We start from the raw sequence: 20,189 nt of genomic DNA, 5'->3' as shown, positions 1-20,189 counted from the left end.
CACAATCAGGCCATGCCTCCGATCCGCACCACACTGATGCTCTCGGCCTGCCTGTTGCTGGCCGCCTGCGCTTCCACGCCACGGGAAACGCGCAACCCGCTCGCCACCTGGGTGCCTTCGCCCAACCAGAACGCGCGCACGCCGGTCATCATCGTCATCCACCACACCGAGCAGAAATCGGTGCAGCAGAGCCTGCATACGCTGCGTACCGCCAACAGCGGTGGACCGGTCAGCGCGCACTACCTGATCGGCGCCGATGGCCATCGCTACCAGCTCGTCGCCGATGAGCGCCGTGCCTGGCATGCCGGCGCCGGGCGATGGGGCACCATCACCGATCTCAACTCGGCCTCGATCGGCATCGAGCTCGACAACGATGGCCGCAGCCCGTTCAGTGCGGCGCAGATCGAATCGCTGATCGTGCTGCTGCGTGACCTAACCACCCGCCTGAACATCCCGCCGCGCCAGGTGATCGCCCACGCCGACCTGGCACCGACGCGCAAGCAGGATCCGAGCCGCTTCTTCCCGTGGCAACAGCTGGCCGAGGCCGGCTTCGGCGTGTGGCCGCGCGCGGCCGACGGCGCGGCACCGGAAGGCTTCGACGCGTGGAATGCGCTGGCCCGCTTCGGCTATCCACTGGACAACCGAGAAGCCACCGTCGCCGCCTTCCACCGCCGTTTCCGTGGCCGCGACGACCTGCCCAAGGCGCTGGATGCCGAGGACGCCCGCATCCTGCATTCGTTGCTGCTGCAGATGCCGTGACTCCGCGCATGAACGCTTGACCCCGCGCCGGGTTGCCGCCCAGCGGCCGGCCCGCCACCATGGCGGCATGATCGATTCCGCTACCTTCTTCAAGCGCAAGCACTGGACCCTGTTGGCAGCGGCGGTGCTCGCCGGTTGCGCCACCACCGCTCCCCGCACGGGTTCCGAAGCGCCCACGGCGACCTCACCGCCGGCGGCCACCTACGCCAAGGTCGACTGGAAAGCCCTGCCAGCGGTCTCAAACAGCGATCTGCAGGCCGGCTTCGTTGCCTGGCGCAGCAGCTGCACCCGCCTGAAGAACGACGCTGCCTGGGCCAAGCCCTGTGCCACCGCCGCAGCCGTGTCAGACAAGGACCCGGCCGCGATCCGCCAGTTCCTGCAGCGCGACCTCGATGCCTATGCGCTGCGTGCCGGTGGCCATCAGGCCGACGGATTGATCACCGGTTACTACGAGCCGATCTACCCCGGCAGCCTTACCCGTACCGATAAGGCCACGGTGCCGGTGTACGGCACGCCGGATGATCTGATCGTGGTGCAGCTGGACAGCCTCTACCCGGAACTGAAGGGCAAGCGCCTGCGCGGGCGGGTTGAGGGCAAGGTGCTCAAGCCCTATGACGATGCCGGCACCATCGCCGCCAAAGGCGTAAAGGCGCCGGTGCTGGCCTGGCTGACCGACCCGATGGACCTGCAGCTGCTGCAGATCCAAGGGTCCGGCCGCGTGCGCCTGGCTGATGGCACGCAGGTGCGGCTGGCCTATGCCGAGCAGAACGGCCACCCCTATCGCGCGATCGGTCGCTGGCTGGTGGACCAGGGCCAGCTGAAGAAGGAAGACGTCACCATGGACGCGATCCGCGCCTGGGCCCGGGCCCATCCCGCGCGCGTGCCGGAACTGCTGCGCAGCAACCCCAGCTACGTGTTCTTCGTGCGCACTCCGGACAGCCCGGAAGGTCCGCGTGGTTCACTGAACGTACCGCTCACCGCCGGCTACAGCGTGGCGGTGGATCGCACCGTGGTACCGCTGGGCAGCCTGCTGTGGCTGTCCACCGCGCGCCCGGACGGCAGCCCGGTGGTGCGCCCGGTGGCCGCGCAGGACACTGGCGGTGCCATCGCCGGCGAAGTGCGCGCCGACCTGTACTGGGGCAGCGGCGAAGCCGCCGGCAAGCTGGCCGGCGACATGAAGCAGAAGGGCAACATCTGGATGTTGTGGCCGAAGGGCGTGGCGTTGCCAGCGCCGGCCCGCTGAAGCGCCCACCTGCGCGCTGCGAGGTCGGGCGATAATGGCGCCATTCCGCACTTTCCGGCCGCGCCAGCGGCCAGGGCTCCTGCAATGACCTACGCAAAGCACAACGCAAAACCCGGCGCGAAGTCCGCCGCAAAGAAGTACTACAAGCACTGGGCCGAATCGGGCCTGGGCAAGGGCAACGTGCTGATGGAAGCGCGCGGCGAGAAGATCGTGCGGCAGGTGGAAATCTACGGCACCAGGATGGTCTGGGCCGACGAGCATGCCCACAGCGACGACCGCTTCCTGCTGGCCGACCAGCCGGTGTCGTTCCTGGATTTCGACGAGGACGACGAAATCTCCGCGCGTGAATTCGAAGCCGCCTGGAAGAAGGCACGGGAAGCCACCGGCTACCCGGTGTAATCCCCCCGGCTCCCGCCCTTGTAGCGCCGAGCTTTGCTCGACGCAGCAAAGCGGGCACGTGAAATGTTATATGATTACATTTCGCCGCAACCGCCCCTTCCCATGAAGACTCCCACCCTTGTGGCCGCCTTGGCGGCCGCGCCGTTCGCCCCTGAAGCTTTCGCACAGTCCGCCGATGCCGCGCTCACTCTCGGCAAGGTGCAGGTGCACCAGCACGGCGAAGGCCAGCTCAGTGCGCACCAGGTACTGACTTCGGTGGACGTGCTCGGCGCGGACCAGATCGAAGACCGCAACGTCTCGCACAGCTGGGAGCTGCTGGGGCAGATGCCCGGCATCCAGCTCACCGAAACGCGGCAGGGTGCCGAATCGGGCAAGGTCAGCTTCCGCGCCTTCAACGGCGAGGGCTACCTCAACGCGATCAAGACCCTCATTGACGGCATCCCCAGCAACGTCAACAGCGGCAACCAGCGCTTCATCGACATGCTGTTCCCGCTGGACATCAGCTACATCGAAGTGGTGCGCGGTACCAACGACCCGCGCTACGGCCTGCACAACATCGGCGGCAACGTGAACTTCGGTACGCGCCAGGGTGGCACCTACACCGACGTGCGGCTGGCCTACGGCAGCTACAACACCCGCGATGCGCAGCTGGCGATCGGCCGCGAAAGCGATGGCTTCGCGCAGAACTACTTCGTCGGCACCCAGGCCAGCGACGGCTACCGCGATCACGATGCCTCGAAGAAGTATTCGCTGGGCGGCAAGTGGTTCCATGGCTCGCTGGACGACGGCCTGCGCGTGGGCCTGACCGCACGCGCCTACCACCACGAGGCGGACGAACCCGGCTTCATGACGGCCGACGAACTGCGTACGCACCGTCGCGGCAGCGACCTGCGCAACGGCAACGATGGCGATGACCGCGACATGCGCCAGATCGCCGCGCACGTGGATCTGAAGCTGTCCGACACGATTACCTTCGGCACGCGGCTGTACTACAACCGCTACGAAGACGATCGCCGCGTGACCTTCAGCGACCTGCCCACCGGCAACCTGCCGCGCCAGCGCCGCGTGTGGGATGAGCGCCAGACCGGCCTGCTCAGCACGCTCACCTGGCAGGCCAGCCCCGCGCTTACCGTCGAAGGCGGCCTGAACTACGAGCAGCAGGACAACGGCTACCTCCGCGAGCGCTACGCCTACGCCGAACCCACCGATTTCAGCCAGGCACCGGCGCGCGTGCAGAACAACGACCGCCACAGCTTCGACAACTGGGGTGCCTACGTGCAGGCCATCTACCAGCCCGGCGAGGCGTGGAAGATCGTGCCGGCCTACCGTATCGACCGCTTCAGTGGTAGCACGCACCTGATGAGCGGCATCAGCGGCCGCCTGCAGGACTACGGCACGATCGGCCAGCCCAAGCTGAGCGTCATCCACAGCCTGGGCCAGACCACCCACGTCTACGCGAACTGGGGCCGCACCTTCCAGGTACTGACCGGGTCCACCGCACCGGCCTACCTCACCCCGGGGCAGGCGCCGATGCAGCCGTCCACCAACACCGGCATGGAGCTGGGCCTGAAATTCCAGCCGTTTGCCGGCAGTCAGGCACGCCTGGCGGTGTGGCAGCAGGATGCAGAGAACGAGGTATCCAACATGCCGGCTACCGGTACGACGGTCACCTTGGGCAAGACCCGCCGGCGCGGCGTGGATGCGCAGTTGAGCCTGCAACTGGGCGACGACTGGACGGTGTGGGCGTCGCACGCCTACCAGGAAGCGAAGATCACCCGCGACGACCGCGATGCCGGCGTTTCCCTGCAGGGACGCCAAGTGGCTGCCACCCCGCGCCACATCAGCAATCTGGGCGTGGATTACCGCGCCAGTGATGCGCTGCGGCTGGGCCTGCAGGCGCGTGCACAGGGCGATTACTACCTGGAAGAGCGCAACGTAGCCGGCAAGTTCGGTGGCTTCGCCGTGCTCGACCTCAGTGCTGCCTACCAGCTCACCCCGCGATTCAGCGTGGACCTGCAGCTGAAGAACGCCACCAATCGCCAGTACGCCTACGCCTGGTACGACAGCTTCTTCTGGGACAGCGCCCGCCCGATGTTTTCGCCGGCCCCGGGACGCAGTGTGTTCGTCGGCCTCAACATGAAGCTGTAACCGGCCACGCATCTGGTAGTGGTCGAGCTCGCTCGACCTGCGGCAGGGGCCGGAGCCCTTTTTGATCCCATCACCAAAGTAGGTGCCCACCGGAACCCCAAAGTCTGTGCAGCCTGTTAGGGTTTGGACCATGCTTTGCCCCCCCTTGAGTGGCAAAGATTGTGTGGTGCGAGGCAAACGAGCGTAGCCCGCCGCAGCAGACAATGGTCCAGAACCATTGCGACAATGCGAGGCGGCCTAACAGCACTAGGTACTGGCTTAAGAGGGCCTATGCGTCGGAGTCAGGGTGCATCCGAGACGGGCGGCAGGCACCTGCCCAGAAGACAAACAGAACAGGGGGAGAGGGAAGATGCTAGTGGTAGTTAGGCATGCGCAAAGCATGGCTAATGCGGGATTTGCAACCGCCGATCCCGAATCCATTGCCCTCACTGCCGCAGGGGAGGAGCAGGCTCGCGCATTGGCAATGACCTGGTCGGCTGCGCCTGACCGCATCTTTACCTCACGATTCCTCCGGGCTAGGCAGACATCACAACCACTCGCCGAACGCTTCAAGATGGTCGTTGCGCCCCTGGGGGTCCACGAGTTCACTTATCTGTCGCCTGAGCGGTGCGTGGGCACCTCGGCAGCAGACCGCAAGCAGTGGGTAGAGGACTACTGGTCCCGTTGCGATCCAAACTATGTGGATGGACCTGGTGCCGAGTCATTTGCCCAGCTAGTTGCCCGCGCTGCGCGAGCGCTGCGCATTCTTAAATCCTATTCCGCGCATGAGCAGGTGGTCGTGTTTAGCCACGGCCAATTGATGCAGGCGATGCGCTGGATTTGCGGGAGCAAGGCTCCCTCCGTGGTGAACGCTGCAGCGATGGGCGCATTTCGAAAGCTGGATTTGGATCAGCCTATAGCCCATTGCCAGAGGGTATCTTTCGAATAGAAGGCGATCGCGGATACTGCCAACCTCCCGACCCCACCCCGGCCGCAGTTCTTTGGCCTTGTCGGATCAGAAGACTACCCGTTACGCGCGAACAGCAAAGGCTGTTGCTGAGGGGCGCACTTTTGGTATCGGTAGGAGATGATTGGGCTCACAGGCTCTGGGATGTGAACGCCACGCCTTTCAGCAGCCCGTCTCATCAAGTAGGAGGGCTCGTGGACGTCGTTCCGGATCTGATCCCAGATCACGTCGTCATTAACGTGAATTGGAAAGCTCGTGTCCGGCAGCAGGCGAAGAAGTTGCTTCGTCTGTGTGATCAACTCATGAGCGTATGGACGCACTCTGGGATCTCTGCATGCTCCCGATAGTGCTCGTATCATGTGGCTTGCCGCATACCACTGGCGATCAGCCAACCGCTGCAAGTGGAACAGGCGATACGCGCAGGCGAGCATGAGAAAGCCATAGATGTCACCTCGTTGATAAAGGCCATCCAGGTCATATGCCATCACCGGCAAGCGGTTCTCATCAGTGCTGGCCGTGTCGCCTGGGAATGAATAGCGCACCCCGAGTAGCCCGGCGCTGGACGTAAATAGGCGATTCCAGCCAACAGCCGTCCTCATATCCCACTCTCGAAGGCTGAGGGCTGCAAAGGGCCACTTAAGCACCGCCTCAAGTTGGGGGTGCTGCAGGGCAAGGTGCTTGCGCCGCCTCAGTGATAGTGATCGCAATCCCTGCCGATATGCACTGAACTCATCGCTGCGCATCATCAACGCACCATCTAGGCTCTGGCGCCGAAGAACATAGCGTGCCCTCAACTCTTCCTCCCCGCCTTCCACCAGAGACCATGTATTCCAGAGAATCCTGGAGTGCAGCCTGTCCGATGCATCAGAGGCAGGACGACCTAAATTGGAGCACTGCATCGCTTGGAGTGCTTGGCAAGCTTCGTGCAACTCCCCCATCGGAAACCTCCAAAAAAAGTAGACGTTGGAAGGGTAGTTTTGCTGGATGAAAAGGCTACGGTAGAGCGCTAGGGTTACCTGGAACCTAGCATCACTGGAGCGTACGTGAGCCTACCAAGTAAAGAGCCGGATGCATTGTCTGTGGCTTGGGTGGCGCAAACCTATGGTGGGCTGGTGCCGGCCAAAGACCTGTCGCGACTGCTCGGGTTCAATAGCCCGGCAGCACTTAGGCGGGCAAGCGCCACAGGTCGTTTGCCAGTGACGCTGTTTCGTCCACAAGGTCGTCGCGGGTGGTTCGCTCACGCCGCCGATGTCAGCGCATACCTTCGATCTCAGGCACCTCAATCTCCGAGGGAGGCAGGCAGCCCATGACCTAGCCCAATCTGAACTTCCCTTGCCGGAAGTTGGAAAGAAAAAACCCGTGAGGTAGGACTCACGGGTTTTTGGGTCGGCGACTTTGCAGGTCTTGCCGATACTTTCCCCTTCCCTGACTCCCCTGTCAAGCCTGCGCAGGCCTGTCACGGGCACCTATGTCCGACTCGGCTGGTGGGGCTCGCCCAGGCCTCTTGGACGGTGCTCCTGTGGGGTGCGCATGAGGAATCGGCATGTCCACAGACCCACAATTTGGTGGCTTATCGTTTGAAGACCGTCACCAGCTTTACACCCGCATAAAAGCAAGTGAGCTCAGTATTCGGCAGCTCGAGAACATGATTGCCGGCAGCGGAACCAAGACCGTAGGCAGGGCGGCGCTGAGAAACGTTCGTGTTCGGCACAACTCAATCAAGAACGGTAGTGCGCGAACAGTTGAAAGCCACACGTGCGAGTTGGTCTTTGCCTATGAGCTTGAGCTTGACCCCGAGGTGCTGGGCTACTACGTACAAGTACCCTGCCGCCGCGTGCAGCGAACCACGGCGTCCGGGCGCAATCACATCAGCACTGCACATGTAGATTTTCTTGTATTTCGCAGGGACCACGTAGAGCTAGTGGAGTGCAAGCCGCTATCGTGGCTGGAGAGCCAACTGGCGCTTCCGGACTCCCTTTGGGTCAAGCAGGACGCGGTATGGACCTATTCCCCCTACGCCCAATGGGCGCGGCAGCATGGCCTCGCGTTCAGAGTCTGGGTGCCGCCCACTCCAACCGGTGTGTACCTCCAGAACCTTGAAGCCTGCTACGCGGTAGCCGGTGATGCCCTTCAGCAACATGAAACTACCGCAGTAACCAAGGCAGTTGGGCTAATCGCCAAGCGCCCCCTTCTGCTGGACAGTCTCCTCGCCGAGGTGCCCGGCTTCACACCGCGCCTAGCGCTTTGGATGCTGGGAAGATCGGCGGCCTTCGGTCCATGGCAGAGCACTCCCGCGGCTAGGACTGACCGCTTCCATCTGTATGGCACGAAGGAGCAGGCCAAGGAGGCGGACGAGCTACTGCTTGGAGCCATTGTCAAAGCTCAGTCGCAACCAGCTGTGGACGATCCATTACTGGTGGCAACCGCTACAGACCTCCAGCGGGCACACCAGCGACTCAGTAGGCTTGCGCTGATTGAGGCCGGAAGTCTGCCCGCAACACGACGGATGGGCGCTCTGCAGCGACAGGTTCGAAAGGCTGTTGCCGAAGGAAGATCCGCGCTTTCGGCTTGTCTTACCAAATATGCCCTTAGCGGAAACCGAGCATCGCGCCTGCTTCCGGAACACGAGCAAGCCATAGAGACCGTCATCGCGCTGCACTGGAACACGGGGAGAGTACATAGACCGAAGGACTTGCTTTATGTGTTTGAAGAGGAGTGCCTTCGGTTGGGGGTTGAGCCTTGCGGTAGAGCTCGACTGGATGCCAGGCGAAGAAGCGAGAGCCCAACACGTCATGCGCTATCCACGGGTGGCTTTCGCGCCTACCACGCGACGCGTACACGCACCGATCCTCGCCATCGCTCGCTGCCTCCGATCGGATATGGCCACACACTGCACGTGGATTCGTCGGATCTAGATGTTCGATGCGCGCCGAACCTGATTCACTGCTTCCCAGCAAGCAAAGCAAAGTTCTATATCGGCATAGACGGAGCGACGGGCTATCCGATGGCTCATGCAATGGTATTTGGCTCAGCAAGAACCGACGCCTTGGCATTGCTCATGCGTGAGTACGTCAGAAGACAGGGCTTCCTGCCCAAGTTGATCCATCTGGATCGAGGGCCGGAGAACACCTCCCGCTGGCTACAAGATTTCTGCCATGGCGAGATTAGTCTAAGGTTCTCCCCAACGGCGGGCAGCGCCTGGAATGGCATTGCTGAGAACGCCATCAAGCAGGTCAACGAACAAGTAGCACAGCGATTCCCAGGAAGCACGCGGCCCGACCAGATGGGACGTAAGGTCGACGGCAGGTTCAAGAGCCGAAACAATGCGAGGACGGACTTTGTCCGTGTGCACGAGGAGTTCCTGAAGTTCGTCTATCACGACCTTCCTATGACACCGGGGCCAGATGATACAACGCCAGCTGAGAAGAGGGTTGAGGCGCTCGCGGCCTACGGCGCTGTCGGAACACCGTGCGAATGGGACGATGGGTTCCTAATCAGAACTGCGATCAAGGTGGAGACCAAGAAGCGAATCGACCGCCAGCGTGGCGTACGCACTGCCGATGGTTGGTTCACCAGTGACGAGCTTCTACAAGAGCTGCGAACTGAGAATGCCAGTGAGGTTCGCAGCGACTGTTGTGACCCAAGTGTGATGTACGTGAAGGTTCGCGGGAGCTGGTTCAAGGCCTTCCACAATAAAGTGCAAAGCGATGCGCTCTTGTCGGATCAGGAGCGACTGTTTCATTTGCTCTGGGCACCCACGTTGCGCTCACAATCGGCAAAAAGAAAAGAGGAAGTTGCCCGTGCTCGTCATTCGCGCCGAGTGCAGGCCCAAGCCGCAAGGCCCGCAACAGAGCACCTTGCCCCGGCGCCAATGACCGGCAGCGATGAGAGGATAGATATCGAGCCAGTGCCACCTGCGATCGCACAGGACATCGTTCCGTTCGATGAACGGGAGGACTACTGATGAAGATGGTTCAGCACCCAGCCTACGAGGGCCCACGCAAGCGATTGCGAATGGCGCTTGACCAACATCGTCCTGGGCATATGGTGTTCATAATCGGGCCATCGGGCGTAGGCAAGACCACGATGAGGCGCTCGGTAATGCAGGAGATGTTTGGCAATCCAGCATGCTGGGATTGTGGGCGGATACCCCTGGTCGAGACATTCGCCACACTTCCTCACGGCGCGTACTTCAGTTCGCGTCAGCTCGCTGTCTCTATTCTGCAAGAGTTGCACGCGCCCACGTTGGCGTGGCTACTGGACGGAAGCTATCTCGAGGAGGATGCAAAACTGCGAATACGACGTGAGCTCGCCGCAGCAACATCGGAGTGGGCGTCCTTAGCGCGAACAAGACAGACAGAAGGCGAGTACTGGGGGATGGTGCAGCGAAGCCTGAGAGCGCGTAGTTGCAAGTATGTATCAATCGATCAGGTCACAGCGCTACTAGTCAACCACAGAGACAAGTCCCCCGCTGACCACACCCTCCATCTGATGGCGATAGCTGAAGCCACAGGCGTGATGTTCGTTATGACTGGGGTGCACAAAGCCACGCAGTTGTGGTCGGTAAACTCCGAGTTACGACGCCGAGTCACAACTGTTTGGGTGCCTCCATATAGTGATAAGCGTCGGGATGACAAACTGCCGTTCCTTCGTTTGCTCAAGTCATTGGCCACTCGCTACGGGCTATCACAGGATGATCTGCTAATCCGGATGGCCAACGATATCCTTGCCGCTACCGGCGGCGTATTCGCTGAGGTGGTCGAACTACTGGGGCGGGCAGATATTGCTGCGAAGCAGGAGGGATGCAACAGAATTCTCAAGCGACACATCGAGATCTCCTACTACGGAAGTGAGGATCTTAGGAACCTATGGCGGGACATCGACGCCTTTGAGATGAGCATGGTTGCCGGCAGTGTTACTGAGCGATCAGAACATGTGAAGGCGCGCTGGGGATCTCCAACCTGAGGGAAAGGAAATGGTGATTACCGACTTAAATCAGATGCGGTGGGGCGCCGATGCAAGGCGGCGGCGCGACAATCTCGCGCGAAAACCGCACGCCAGGAGGCAGTTCGCGGCTGCATTAATCATTGCGATTGCACTCCTCTCCCCCTTGGCAGAGGTGGCGGAATCCACGAGTCACGAGGGCCAAGATATAGACCCTTCGCAGGAAGGTATAGAAGCGCTCGACAAAGCGGAGGATTTCTGATGAAAGTTCTCCAGCACCCAGCATACAGACGGCCGCGAGATCGCCTGAGGGCAGCTCTAGACAATCACAGACCGGGGCACATGGTCTTCGTCATCGGTCCGTCCGGTGTAGGGAAGACCACGATGCGTCGGAGCGTTATGCGTGAGATGTTTGGGAACCCCAACCTGTGGGAAAAGGGAAAAGTTCCTGCCATCGAGACGTTCGCGTGCTTGCCAGTTGGAGCATACTTCAGTTCGCGATACCTCGCCCGCGAGTTATTGAAAGAACTTAATGCGCCGACGCTGACTTGGGCGCTGGAGGGCGGATCACATTTGTCAATGCCCCCTTCGGACATTCAAGCCGAAGTTCGCGACAGAGACCTTCAGCTTGGACGGTATCAACTCAGGCTCACCGAAGCGGAGTGTTGGTCGTCTGTAAAGCGGTCCATGATTGCGCGTGACTGCAAGTATGTCGCTATCGATCAAATATCAGCGCTTCTGGTGAACCACAGAAACAAGTCACCTGCGGACCATGTATTGCACTTGATGACGTTAGCAGAGTCCGCCGGGTCGATGCTCATAATGACCGGGATCCACAGGGCAGTTCAACTCTGGTCGATCGAATCCGAGTTTCGTCGAAGTGTGACGTCTATATGGGTTCCGCCATATAGCGTTAGAAGAAGGGAGGACCGGGCTCCATTCTTGCGCCTCCTTACGTCGCTGACCGAAAGGCACAATTTCTCTAAACAGGACCTATTGATTCGAATGGCGGCGGATCTACTGGTCGCGACGGGAGGTGTCTACGGAGAGGTCGCTCAGCTTCTGTCGCGAGCTGAGGATGCGGCCAAGCAGGAAGGAAGCGAGCGGATCCTTAAACGTCACATAGAGGCTTCCTACTATTCAGACAACGATCTTGCCAACCTTTGGCGAGATATCGAGGATTTCGAGGATGCAATGGAGGCTGGAAGCGCCACAGCCAGGGCGAAACGGCTCAAGTCTAGTTGGGCCTCCTCTTATGGGGAGGTGTGCCGTGAAGTCTAGTACTCAGCGATTTACCTGGTCGTCCTTGCCTCCACTTCAATTGAAGGGTGTGGGAACGTCGCGAGTTGAATCCTTGGAGCACTACGTTCTACGGCAAGCGTGGACAGTCGGCGTGACCATGGCCAATATGATGTCGATAGTCGGTCCAGCTATTGATGGTGGGCGTAGAGGACAAGTCATGGGCTCGGGCAAGTATTGCGGTCCCAGCCGTGACTTCAGTCACCGTATCAGCACGCTCAAGATGCTGACCGCCCAGGACGACCTGCAGTGCGGCACATTCTGGGTTTTGGAGGACGTACTGGCCACCTACGGAGGAGGCCGAGACACAACGCGCCGCCGCTGGTGCCCAGTGTGCTACCGCGATTGGGACGATGATCTCTCATATGAGCCGCTATCGTGGATCGTCGACATTCAAGCTGAGTGTGACCAGCATAAATGCAAGCTCGAAACCACCTGTACAAGGTGTGGCGCGGACCAGCCGAGCTCAACAGACTACCAGCGGCGTAGAAGATGCCACAAATGCAAGCAATCGCTTTCCGGTGATGGTGTCGCCGCAGCGATTACTGGCGACGAGGCATGGGGTCAGCAGCAGCTTGCGTCCATAATCGAGCTTTGCGCGACGCCCTCACAACCCCAGATTCCATTCGAAAACTATGTTCGATTCGTGAAACTGCTCGTTGACGGACATCCGATGAGGCGCGCGTATCCTAACGCTCTCAAGGCGGAGTTCTACCGCGCCACCAAGAACTTGACCAGGGGTCGGACGACCATTCGTGCCATTGTCAATCTCTGCGCTCTCCAGTCCATCTCAGCACGCGACATCTTGCTAAGCCCAGATGCGGCGGCTTCCGAGCCGCTGTTGGATCTTTGGTTTAGCTATGCAACGTTAAAGCTACCTGTTGGGAGGCACGCGGAGCGGCTTGAGCGATGTGCCAAATGCTTTTCAGATGTTCTGAAGTCATCCGAGAAAGACCACTATGTACCGCAGATGAAAGTTGTACTTAGACGCTTCAGGCTCAATAGGCAGTTGCTAAGAGAGATGCACCTTGACGTCTACGAGGAGTACAAATTGAGATACGAAGAGCAAGGTCCGTACAGTCAAAGAGTTCACTTGAACAGGGCAATGGATCTTGCGCTACAGATGGTTGAAGGAGATGTAGACCAAGTGGGATCCCACCGCAAACTTCAGCAGGCAGCCAAGCAAATCGGCCAGCGATGCAATGTGTCGCTGGATGTGGGATTCTCGGTGATGCTCGGAGCACGAAACGTGCTGAAGGCGCTAAGTGAGAACCGCTTGCGAAAACAGCGGTCTGGTGGCCGGCGACCACATAGCGTCGCCTAGCCCTCGCGGCCTCTGTCAACTTTCATTCGTCTCGTGAGCCAGTCCCAACTCAGTGCGAATACGCTTCAAGACCAGGTCGCGCAACGGTCCACTGAGCGAACCATCAATGGCTGCGGCATAGATGTCATCATCACGATCTCCGATGGGCAGGCCCTCCAAGCGCAGAGAAGCCTGAGCTTCAATGAGTGCTTGGCGAAGCTGAGTTCTATTGGCCATTTCTGCCCCCGGAGGTTTAGCTGATTCTAGCGAAAGTTCATATGACGAGGGTTTGCCATGAGGGCTCTAATCCTTCGGATCCGACGCAATTTTGACCTAACACCGTTACTTTCGGCGACTCTGGTAGGCTGTACCGCTCGACGCCGGCGTCTCTTGGAACCTGGTGAAGTGACCGAGTTGCCTAGGATCGCAGCGGCCCGAAGCTATCCCGGCCGCATTGGCCCTGATCCAAGTCCGCTTCTGGCCGCGGATTCATATGATCGAAGCAACACACGGATAGCTGCACAGGCAGCGGGAGTGTTGCAGATGAAGCGCAGGAAGAGGATCTACTACACCGACACCCAGAAGGCACTGATGTGGGATCGCTGGCAGCAGGGCGAGTCGCTGCACCAGATCGCATCCTTGTTCGATCGGCACCATAGTTCGGTGCGGAACATCCTGGCCGAGCATGGCGGGATTCGTCCGCCGGTGCGGCGACGATCTCCGAGGGTGCTGAGCTTGGCCGAGCGTGAGGAGATCTCCCGTGGGCTGGCGGCGGGGCGCTCGATCCGTGCGATCGCCGCATCGCTCGGGCGGGCGCCTTCCACGGTGAGCCGAGAAGTCGGCCGCAATGAGGGCCCTGAGGGCTACCGCGCCAGCCAAGCCGACCATGCCGCCTGGGACCGAGCGCGGCGTCCCAAGCCCTGTAAGCTGGCGCTGCATCGAGCCTTGGCCGCTCGTGTGGCAGAGAAAATCCAGCGACAGTGGTCGCCTGAGCAGGTGGCCGGCTGGCTTAAACGCACCTATCCCGATGATGCGAGCCGTCAGGTGTCCCACGAGACCATCTATCGCACGCTCTACATCCAGTCGCATGGCGCCTTGAAACAGGAACTGCTCGCGCATCTGAGGCGCACGCGGGCGATGCGTCGTTCACGACACCACACCCAGAAGACAGAGAACCACGGCCGGATCACCGACACCGTCTCGATCAGCGAACGGCCAGCCAGCGCCGAAGATCGGGCTGTGCCGGGACACTGGGAAGGCGACCTGCTGTTCGGTGACCGGAACAGTCAGATCGCCACGCTGGTGGAGCGGCAGACCCGCTATCTGATGTTGGTGAAGGTGGCAGGCAAGGACACCGAGACCGTGGTCAATGCACTGATCAAGAACGCGCGCCGCCTGCCGAAGCAGCTGTACCGGTCGCTGACCTGGGATCGGGGCAAGGAGATGGCAGGACACCGCCGCTTCACCTTGGCCACCGACATCCAGGTCTACTTCTGCGATCCGCATCATCCCTGGCAGCGCGGCACCAACGAGAACACCAACGGCCTACTACGGCAGTACTTCCCGAAGGGGATCAATCTGGCCGATGTCACGCAGGCGAAGCTGGATGCCGTGGCGCGCCAGCTCAACGAACGGCCACGTAAGACGCTGGGGTACGAAACACCGGCAGAGCGATATCGACAAACTGTTGCGTCGATCGGTTGAATCCAAGGCCAGAAGCGGATACTGCAATCATTGCTGCCTGAGCGCACTCTCCAAAGGCAAGGGGAGCGCCTGCTGTTCGCCCGCTGTCACATCAACTGCGACTAGCTCCAATCTTTGATCGCCTACCTGGCAGGGCATTCCGCGCACCAGCATCCTGTTCGATCTGATGACTAGTGATTCTCAGGACCGGCTGCGGTACCGGTGTACGCCTGCCCCATTGTCACTACTTGATCAGAAAGTCATTCAGTGATTTTCCGCTTGCTACCAGCTCGGCTATCCATCGCGGTTGCCGCCCTCGACCGGACCACGTCTGGCCGCGCACTGCAGGATTACGGTACTTGGGAGCGATCTTGGGCACTGTCGATTTAGCAGACCTCCGATCGCCTCGCTTCTTGGCGGCTTCGGAGGGCGCGATCACTGAAGCGCCGTAGAGCTCTTCTATCGTGTAGCCATGATCTTTGACGTACTTATTGATCTTGGCGCGCATCGCTGTGGCCTTAGGGCGTGACAGCACTTTAGACTGCTGCTTCTCCGCCTGAGCAATCAGTGAGCGAAGTTCCTTGGCCGAAAGGCCGCTGATATCAATAGTCATGAATTCTTCCCCCGGTGTCGAGGCCCTAGCCTATTCTCAAATGACATTGCGTGTCACTCCATATCCACTATGAGTCGCTCAATCACAGGATCGACTACTAAAGTGGATCGTGTTAGCTACTCTCTCGCTGCACGTGACTTTCGCGTGGTATATGGACCTGAGGACTAAAGACGGGCCGTGAGTGATTGCTGTGGCGTCGCCAGGAGTTCTTTGAGATCGCCTGTTTGAGGCAATGGATGAATCGACGTTAGACTCAAGCGCTTTCCGTAGCAGATCAGGGAGGCAACGCGCACAACCGTGAGATCAATTCCCTTCATTGTCGCTGCCGCGTTGGTGGGAACTTCGCTGGCCGCAGATGCTTCTGAGGATAACCTCCATAGAGATCCTTACTTTGATCCAGGAGGCGCCGTCAGGTTCAACTATGGCTGGCTCGACTACGGGCCGACCAGCCGCCTGCAGCTTGAACTGATGCGTGCAGATCTTGATGCTGGAACCGGACCGTTTTCCTTCTCTGCCCAGTACCGCTGGTACGATGGTTTCGACGCCGTGCATCACGCCTACGCGGGCTGGCAGTTCTCCGATGCTACCCAGCTCAAGGCAGGTATCCAGCAAGTCCCGTTCGGGCTGCTCCCCACCGTTTCGCAGAGTTTCTGGTTCGGCTCCGGCTACTACCTGGGCATCGAGGATGATTACGATCCGGGCCTTGTGGTGATTCACCGCAGCGGCAGCACAACTTGGCATCTTGGCTGGTTCTCCGGAGACGAATACGGGTCCGGGGCTCGCTACGATCGCTACTCCTTTGATGTCGCGCAGACCGAGGCGTTGCCGTATCGCGAGCGGCAACGACTGCATGCACGCGTGGAGAGCGCGCGCGACTGGGGCGGCGGCGAACTGTTGCTGGGCGCATCAGCGTTTGCTGGCAAGGTGCAGAACACTCAGACACGGCGTCACTACGGTCATCAGGGCGCGGCCCTCCATGCACAGTGGCAGCGCGATGGTTGGACCGCGCAGCTGCAGTGGGCGCGGTACCGGTATGACGTGCCCGGAGATCGCATCGCAATGTCGGCGTTCCAATCCCCCTTCCAGGTTGCAGCGCAGGCGGATGTGCCAAGCGCCAACATCGCCTATTCGTTCGGCCAGAAGGGCTGGCTGGATGACATCACCTGCTATAACAACCTCAGCATGACCCGCCCGGTCGGGCACCGCGCGGGCCTTCGTGATTCGTGGCAGAACGTGACCGGTTGCAGCCTGCAGAAAGGCATCTTGCTCACCTATGTCGACTGGATCGCTGGCCGCAACATGTGGTTTGCTGGTGGTGATGGTATCGGCATCGACGAAGGAGGCCCTTCCAGCTGGCATTCGCGGCTGAACCTCAATATCGGCTTCTACTTCTGATCGGCCTCGCGCAAGCCGCAGGTTCTTCCACCCAATAACACGGAGGTATCCATGCAGAGCACGGCTCCGCAACATCCCCCCGTTCGCCAGCGGATCCTTCCGCAGGTGTTCATTCCCACGGCAGCCATCGTCATCGCGCTGCTCGCGCTTGCCACCTTCGCGCCCGAAATGGCCACGCGGTGGTTCACCGCGGCCAAGTCATGGGCTGCCAATGATGCAGGTTGGTTCACCATCCTTGCAGTAGCCGGCTTCCTGGTCTTCGTTGTCGGCGTCGCCATCAGCAGTTACGGCCGCATCAAGCTCGGCCCTGACCACAGTACGCCGGACTACAGCTACGGCTCCTGGTTCGCCATGTTGTTCGCTGCCGGCATGGGCATCGGTCTGATGTTCTTCGGCGTTGCCGAGCCCATCATGCACTACGCCACGCCGCCGGTTGGTTCGCCCGAGTCGGCCGCCGCTGCCCGCCAGGCGATGCGCATCACCTTCTTCCACTGGGGCATCCACGCATGGGCGATCTACGCTGTGGTGGCGCTGTCGCTGGCGTACTTTGCGTACCGACACAATCTCCCGCTGCGTGTCCGCTCCGCGCTGTATCCGCTCATCGGCGACCGTATCCACGGCCCGTTGGGACATGCCGTGGACACGTTTGCCGCGCTGGGTACCATCTTCGGCCTCGCCACCTCGCTGGGGCTGGGCGTCATGCAGATCAACGCCGGCCTGAACTACCTGTTCGGCCTGGAGGTCAGTACCCTCGCCCAGGTTGGCTTGATCACCGTCATCACACTGGTGGCCACCGGATCGGTCGTGGCTGGCCTGGACAGCGGCGTACGCAGGTTGTCCGAGCTCAACATGATCCTGGCGGCGGCGCTGCTGGCCTTCGTGCTGGTCTGTGGACCTACCGTTCACCTGATGCAGGCGCTGGTGCAGAACACCGGCATGTACGTTTCCCAGCTGTTCTCGATGACCTTCAACCTTTATGCCTACGAACCCACTGGTTGGCTGGGTGGCTGGACGCTGTTCTACTGGGGCTGGTGGATTGCCTGGTCGCCCTTCGTTGGCATGTTCATCGCGCGCATCTCACGTGGACGCACCGTCCGTGAGTTCGTGGTAGGGGTGTTGCTTGTGCCGCTTGGCTTCACATTCCTGTGGATGACCATCTACGGCAACACCGCGTTGCACATGGTGCGGGCAGAGGGCATACAGCAGTTGGTGCAGGCGGTCGCAACCGACAGCTCGATGGCGCTCTTCGAGTTCCTGGAGCACCTGCCGCTGACCATGCTGACCTCTTCGCTGGCGGTCATCCTGGTTGCGCTGTTCTTCGTAACCTCAGCGGACTCCGGTGCCCTGGTAATCGACATGCTCACCTCGAAGGGTGAGCAGGAATCGCCGGTCTGGCAGCGGATCTTCTGGGCGCTGCTGGTCGGCGGCCTGGCGATTGCATTGCTGGTGGCTGGCGGGCTGGAATCGTTGCAGGCTGCCACCATTGCCAGCGCGTTGCCATTTACGATCGTCATGATCCTGATGTGCTGGGGACTGCTGAAGGCCATGCATCTGGATGCCACCAAGCGCTCGATCCTGCGCGAGGCACGTATCCTACCGGGTACCAGCGAGGATTGGCGGGCGCGCCTGCGCCTGCTGGCGCACAACCCGTTGAAGATCGAGGTGACCGGCTTCATCGAGCAGCGCGTCATTCCTGCATTGGAAGAGGTTGCCGCTGAGCTTCGCAAGCAGGATCTGCCGGTCCAGGTCTCCAAGGGAGAGGATGGTCGTGCGTGGCTACAGGTTGGCCATGGCGAGGAGATGGACTTCTTCTACTCCGTACGGCCCCAGCCCTATGAGCCGCCGACGTTCGCCCTGCAGGATCCCCGTCGGCCGGTCAGCGAGGGCACCCGTCATTACCGTGCGGAGGTCTATCTGCGGGAGGGCGGGCAGGACTACGACGTCATGGGGTGGACCAAGGTTCAGCTCATCCACGATGTGCTCGATCAGTACGAGCGCCACCGTCAGTTCCTGGACAAGGTGCGCTCGTAGAATCCGTACACAGATGCCGCCCGGAGGGGCGGCATCTGCCTTGGGCCGGGCATGACCCTGCCTTTGACGTGGCCTCGGCACCCGACCGTGCTATTGATGGTCGAACTGCCCAGGAAGTAGCCCGTGCTCACCAGATTGAGGCTTGCAGCCAGCAAAGTTACAAAGCGGATGTGGTTCCGCTCCACCCTGTATGGCGCCCTGGGCATCATCACAGCGTTGGCCGGCGCGTTCCTGAAGTTCCTAATTCCCTCCGGCCTTGCTGCACGGATCGGCGCCGATTCCGTCGGTAACATTCTTGGCATACTTGCCGCGTCGATGCTGACGGTCACCACCTTCTCGCTGTCCACCATGGTTTCGGCATACGGCTCCGCGTCCAGCAGCGCCACCCCGCGCGCGGCCCGCCTGCTGATCGAAGACACCCGGGCCCAAGGTGCGCTGGCCACCTTCATTGGTGCCTTCCTGTTCTCGATCGTGGGCCTCATCGCGCTCAGCACCGGCATCTACGGGGACAGCGGCCGGCTTGTGCTGTTCGGGGCAACCATCGCGGTCATCATTGTCATCACAGTGACGTTGCTCAGGGCTATCGAGCAGTTCTCACGCTTTGGCCGCGTTGGCGAAACCATCGATCTGGTGGAGCGGGCGACCAAAGCGGCAATGAAGCGCCGCGCCGAGGAGCCTCGGCTCGGCGGAGCCAGTGCTGTCCCGGTAGGGGAGGGGGCGGTACTGCTGGTTGGCGATCAGGTTGCCTACGTTGAACATGTGGACGTCGCCCGGATCGACGGCATTGCACAGGAACATGATCTGCGCGTTCATCTGCTCTGCCAGCCGGGTACGTTCGCAACTCCGGCCCGTCCCTTGATAGCCATCGAGGGAAATCCACTTCCGGAAGTGCAGAGTGAAGTGATCTCAGCCATTTCCTTCAGTGACGCGCGCTCCATCGAGAATGACCCACGGTTCGGGCTGGTAGTGCTTGCGGAAATTGCCCAGCGAGCCATGTCACCTGCAGTGAACGACCCTGGCACCTGCATCGACGTCATCGGGACCTGTGTCAGGCTGCTCTGTGCATGGGCCAGCCACACTGGGGACGCTGCGACGTGTGATGTGCTTTATCCGCGTGTGCACGTGCAGTGCCTCGATGTCCGCGACATGTTCGAGGATGCATTCACACCAATCTCCAGGGATGCGGCCGGCTCGCTGGAGGTCAACATCCGGCTGCAGAAGGCCTTCGTAGCGTTGGCAGGGTCCTCGAATGAAGCGACTAGAGTCGCATCACAGGCGCATGCCCGCATTGCGTTGGAGCGCGGCCTATTGGCCATGGATTTCGAAGCTGATCGCAAGGCGCTTCGAGCCGTCGTATCTAATTTGACTCTGGAAGATGTGGACCAACGTTCGTAGTAATTTCCTAACAATGCCTTTGAAGCGCTGC

15 protein-coding genes and 1 pseudogene are annotated in these 20,189 nt (G+C 60.7%); 15 read left to right on the top strand and 1 reads right to left on the bottom strand.

The window, feature by feature from the left end; genetic code table 11:
• Positions 1-12: 12 nt before the first annotated feature.
• From R5H29_RS14685 to R5H29_RS14630, 12 genes and pseudogenes are all read left to right on the top strand, one after another.
• Positions 13-759, top strand: a complete 747-nt coding sequence (locus R5H29_RS14685; RefSeq protein WP_206621525.1) for an N-acetylmuramoyl-L-alanine amidase — start codon at positions 13-15, stop codon at positions 757-759.
• A gap of 67 nt (positions 760-826) precedes the next feature.
• Positions 827-2,002, top strand: coding sequence for an MltA domain-containing protein (locus tag R5H29_RS14680; RefSeq protein ID WP_332329360.1), 1,176 nt, complete (start codon positions 827-829; stop codon positions 2,000-2,002).
• A gap of 84 nt (positions 2,003-2,086) precedes the next feature.
• The gene (locus R5H29_RS14675; RefSeq protein ID WP_021204073.1) at positions 2,087-2,401 is read left to right on the top strand and encodes a hypothetical protein; all 315 of its coding nucleotides are present in this window, start codon (positions 2,087-2,089) and stop codon (positions 2,399-2,401) included.
• A gap of 102 nt (positions 2,402-2,503) precedes the next feature.
• Entirely contained in the window at positions 2,504-4,549 is a 2,046-nt protein-coding gene (locus R5H29_RS14670; protein WP_332329359.1) for a TonB-dependent receptor, read from the top strand.
• Positions 4,550-4,898: 349 nt separating this feature from the next.
• On the top strand, positions 4,899-5,477 hold the full coding sequence (locus R5H29_RS14665; RefSeq protein ID WP_072167369.1) for a histidine phosphatase family protein: 579 nt from the start codon (positions 4,899-4,901) through the stop codon (positions 5,475-5,477).
• Between the two features lie 1,561 nt (positions 5,478-7,038).
• Positions 7,039-9,459 (top strand): DDE-type integrase/transposase/recombinase, encoded by a 2,421-nt coding sequence (locus R5H29_RS14660; protein WP_102947298.1) that lies wholly within the window; start codon positions 7,039-7,041, stop codon positions 9,457-9,459.
• Positions 9,459-10,037 (top strand): annotated as a pseudogene (locus tag R5H29_RS14655) (AAA family ATPase); the annotation flags it as partial. The gene R5H29_RS14660 and the pseudogene R5H29_RS14655, both read left to right, overlap by 1 nt.
• 168 nt (positions 10,038-10,205) lie before the next feature.
• Positions 10,206-10,460 (top strand): hypothetical protein, encoded by a 255-nt coding sequence (locus tag R5H29_RS14650; RefSeq protein ID WP_229302317.1) that lies wholly within the window; start codon positions 10,206-10,208, stop codon positions 10,458-10,460.
• A 10-nt stretch (positions 10,461-10,470) separates the two neighbouring features.
• Positions 10,471-10,701 carry a hypothetical protein gene (locus tag R5H29_RS14645; RefSeq protein WP_102947296.1) on the top strand — a complete coding sequence of 77 codons (231 nt, stop codon included), beginning with the start codon at positions 10,471-10,473 and terminating at the stop codon, positions 10,699-10,701.
• Positions 10,702-10,781: 80 nt separating this feature from the next.
• Positions 10,782-11,720, top strand: a complete 939-nt coding sequence (locus R5H29_RS14640; RefSeq protein ID WP_229302255.1) for an ATP-binding protein — start codon at positions 10,782-10,784, stop codon at positions 11,718-11,720.
• A 112-nt stretch (positions 11,721-11,832) separates the two neighbouring features.
• The gene (locus R5H29_RS14635; protein WP_324618425.1) at positions 11,833-13,062 is read left to right on the top strand and encodes a hypothetical protein; all 1,230 of its coding nucleotides are present in this window, start codon (positions 11,833-11,835) and stop codon (positions 13,060-13,062) included.
• Between the two features lie 522 nt (positions 13,063-13,584).
• Positions 13,585-14,745, top strand: coding sequence for an IS30 family transposase (locus tag R5H29_RS14630; protein WP_102947293.1), 1,161 nt, complete (start codon positions 13,585-13,587; stop codon positions 14,743-14,745).
• A 223-nt stretch (positions 14,746-14,968) separates the two neighbouring features.
• Here R5H29_RS14630 and R5H29_RS14625 read toward each other — a convergent pair whose 3' ends face one another.
• Complete coding sequence (locus R5H29_RS14625) at positions 14,969-15,337, bottom strand: H-NS family nucleoid-associated regulatory protein (RefSeq protein ID WP_099472814.1); 369 nt, start codon at positions 15,335-15,337, stop codon at positions 14,969-14,971.
• A 297-nt stretch (positions 15,338-15,634) separates the two neighbouring features.
• Between R5H29_RS14625 and R5H29_RS14620 the strand changes: the two genes are divergently transcribed.
• The 3 genes from R5H29_RS14620 to R5H29_RS14610 all read left to right on the top strand — a co-directional run bounded on the left by R5H29_RS14620 (position 15,635) and on the right by R5H29_RS14610 (position 20,158).
• Complete coding sequence (locus tag R5H29_RS14620) at positions 15,635-16,732, top strand: hypothetical protein (RefSeq protein ID WP_102947292.1); 1,098 nt, start codon at positions 15,635-15,637, stop codon at positions 16,730-16,732.
• 51 nt (positions 16,733-16,783) lie between these two features.
• Positions 16,784-18,763, top strand: a complete 1,980-nt coding sequence (locus R5H29_RS14615; RefSeq protein WP_116896466.1) for a choline BCCT transporter BetT — start codon at positions 16,784-16,786, stop codon at positions 18,761-18,763.
• 123 nt (positions 18,764-18,886) lie between these two features.
• Positions 18,887-20,158 (top strand): DUF2254 domain-containing protein, encoded by a 1,272-nt coding sequence (locus tag R5H29_RS14610; protein ID WP_102947290.1) that lies wholly within the window; start codon positions 18,887-18,889, stop codon positions 20,156-20,158.
• Positions 20,159-20,189 lie beyond the last annotated feature (31 nt).

Origin of the sequence: Stenotrophomonas sp. A3_2 (assembly GCF_036624925.1) — a bacterium.
Classification (GTDB): Bacteria; Pseudomonadota; Gammaproteobacteria; order Xanthomonadales; family Xanthomonadaceae; genus Stenotrophomonas; species Stenotrophomonas hibiscicola.
This window is presented reverse-complemented; position numbering and strand designations above follow the sequence as displayed.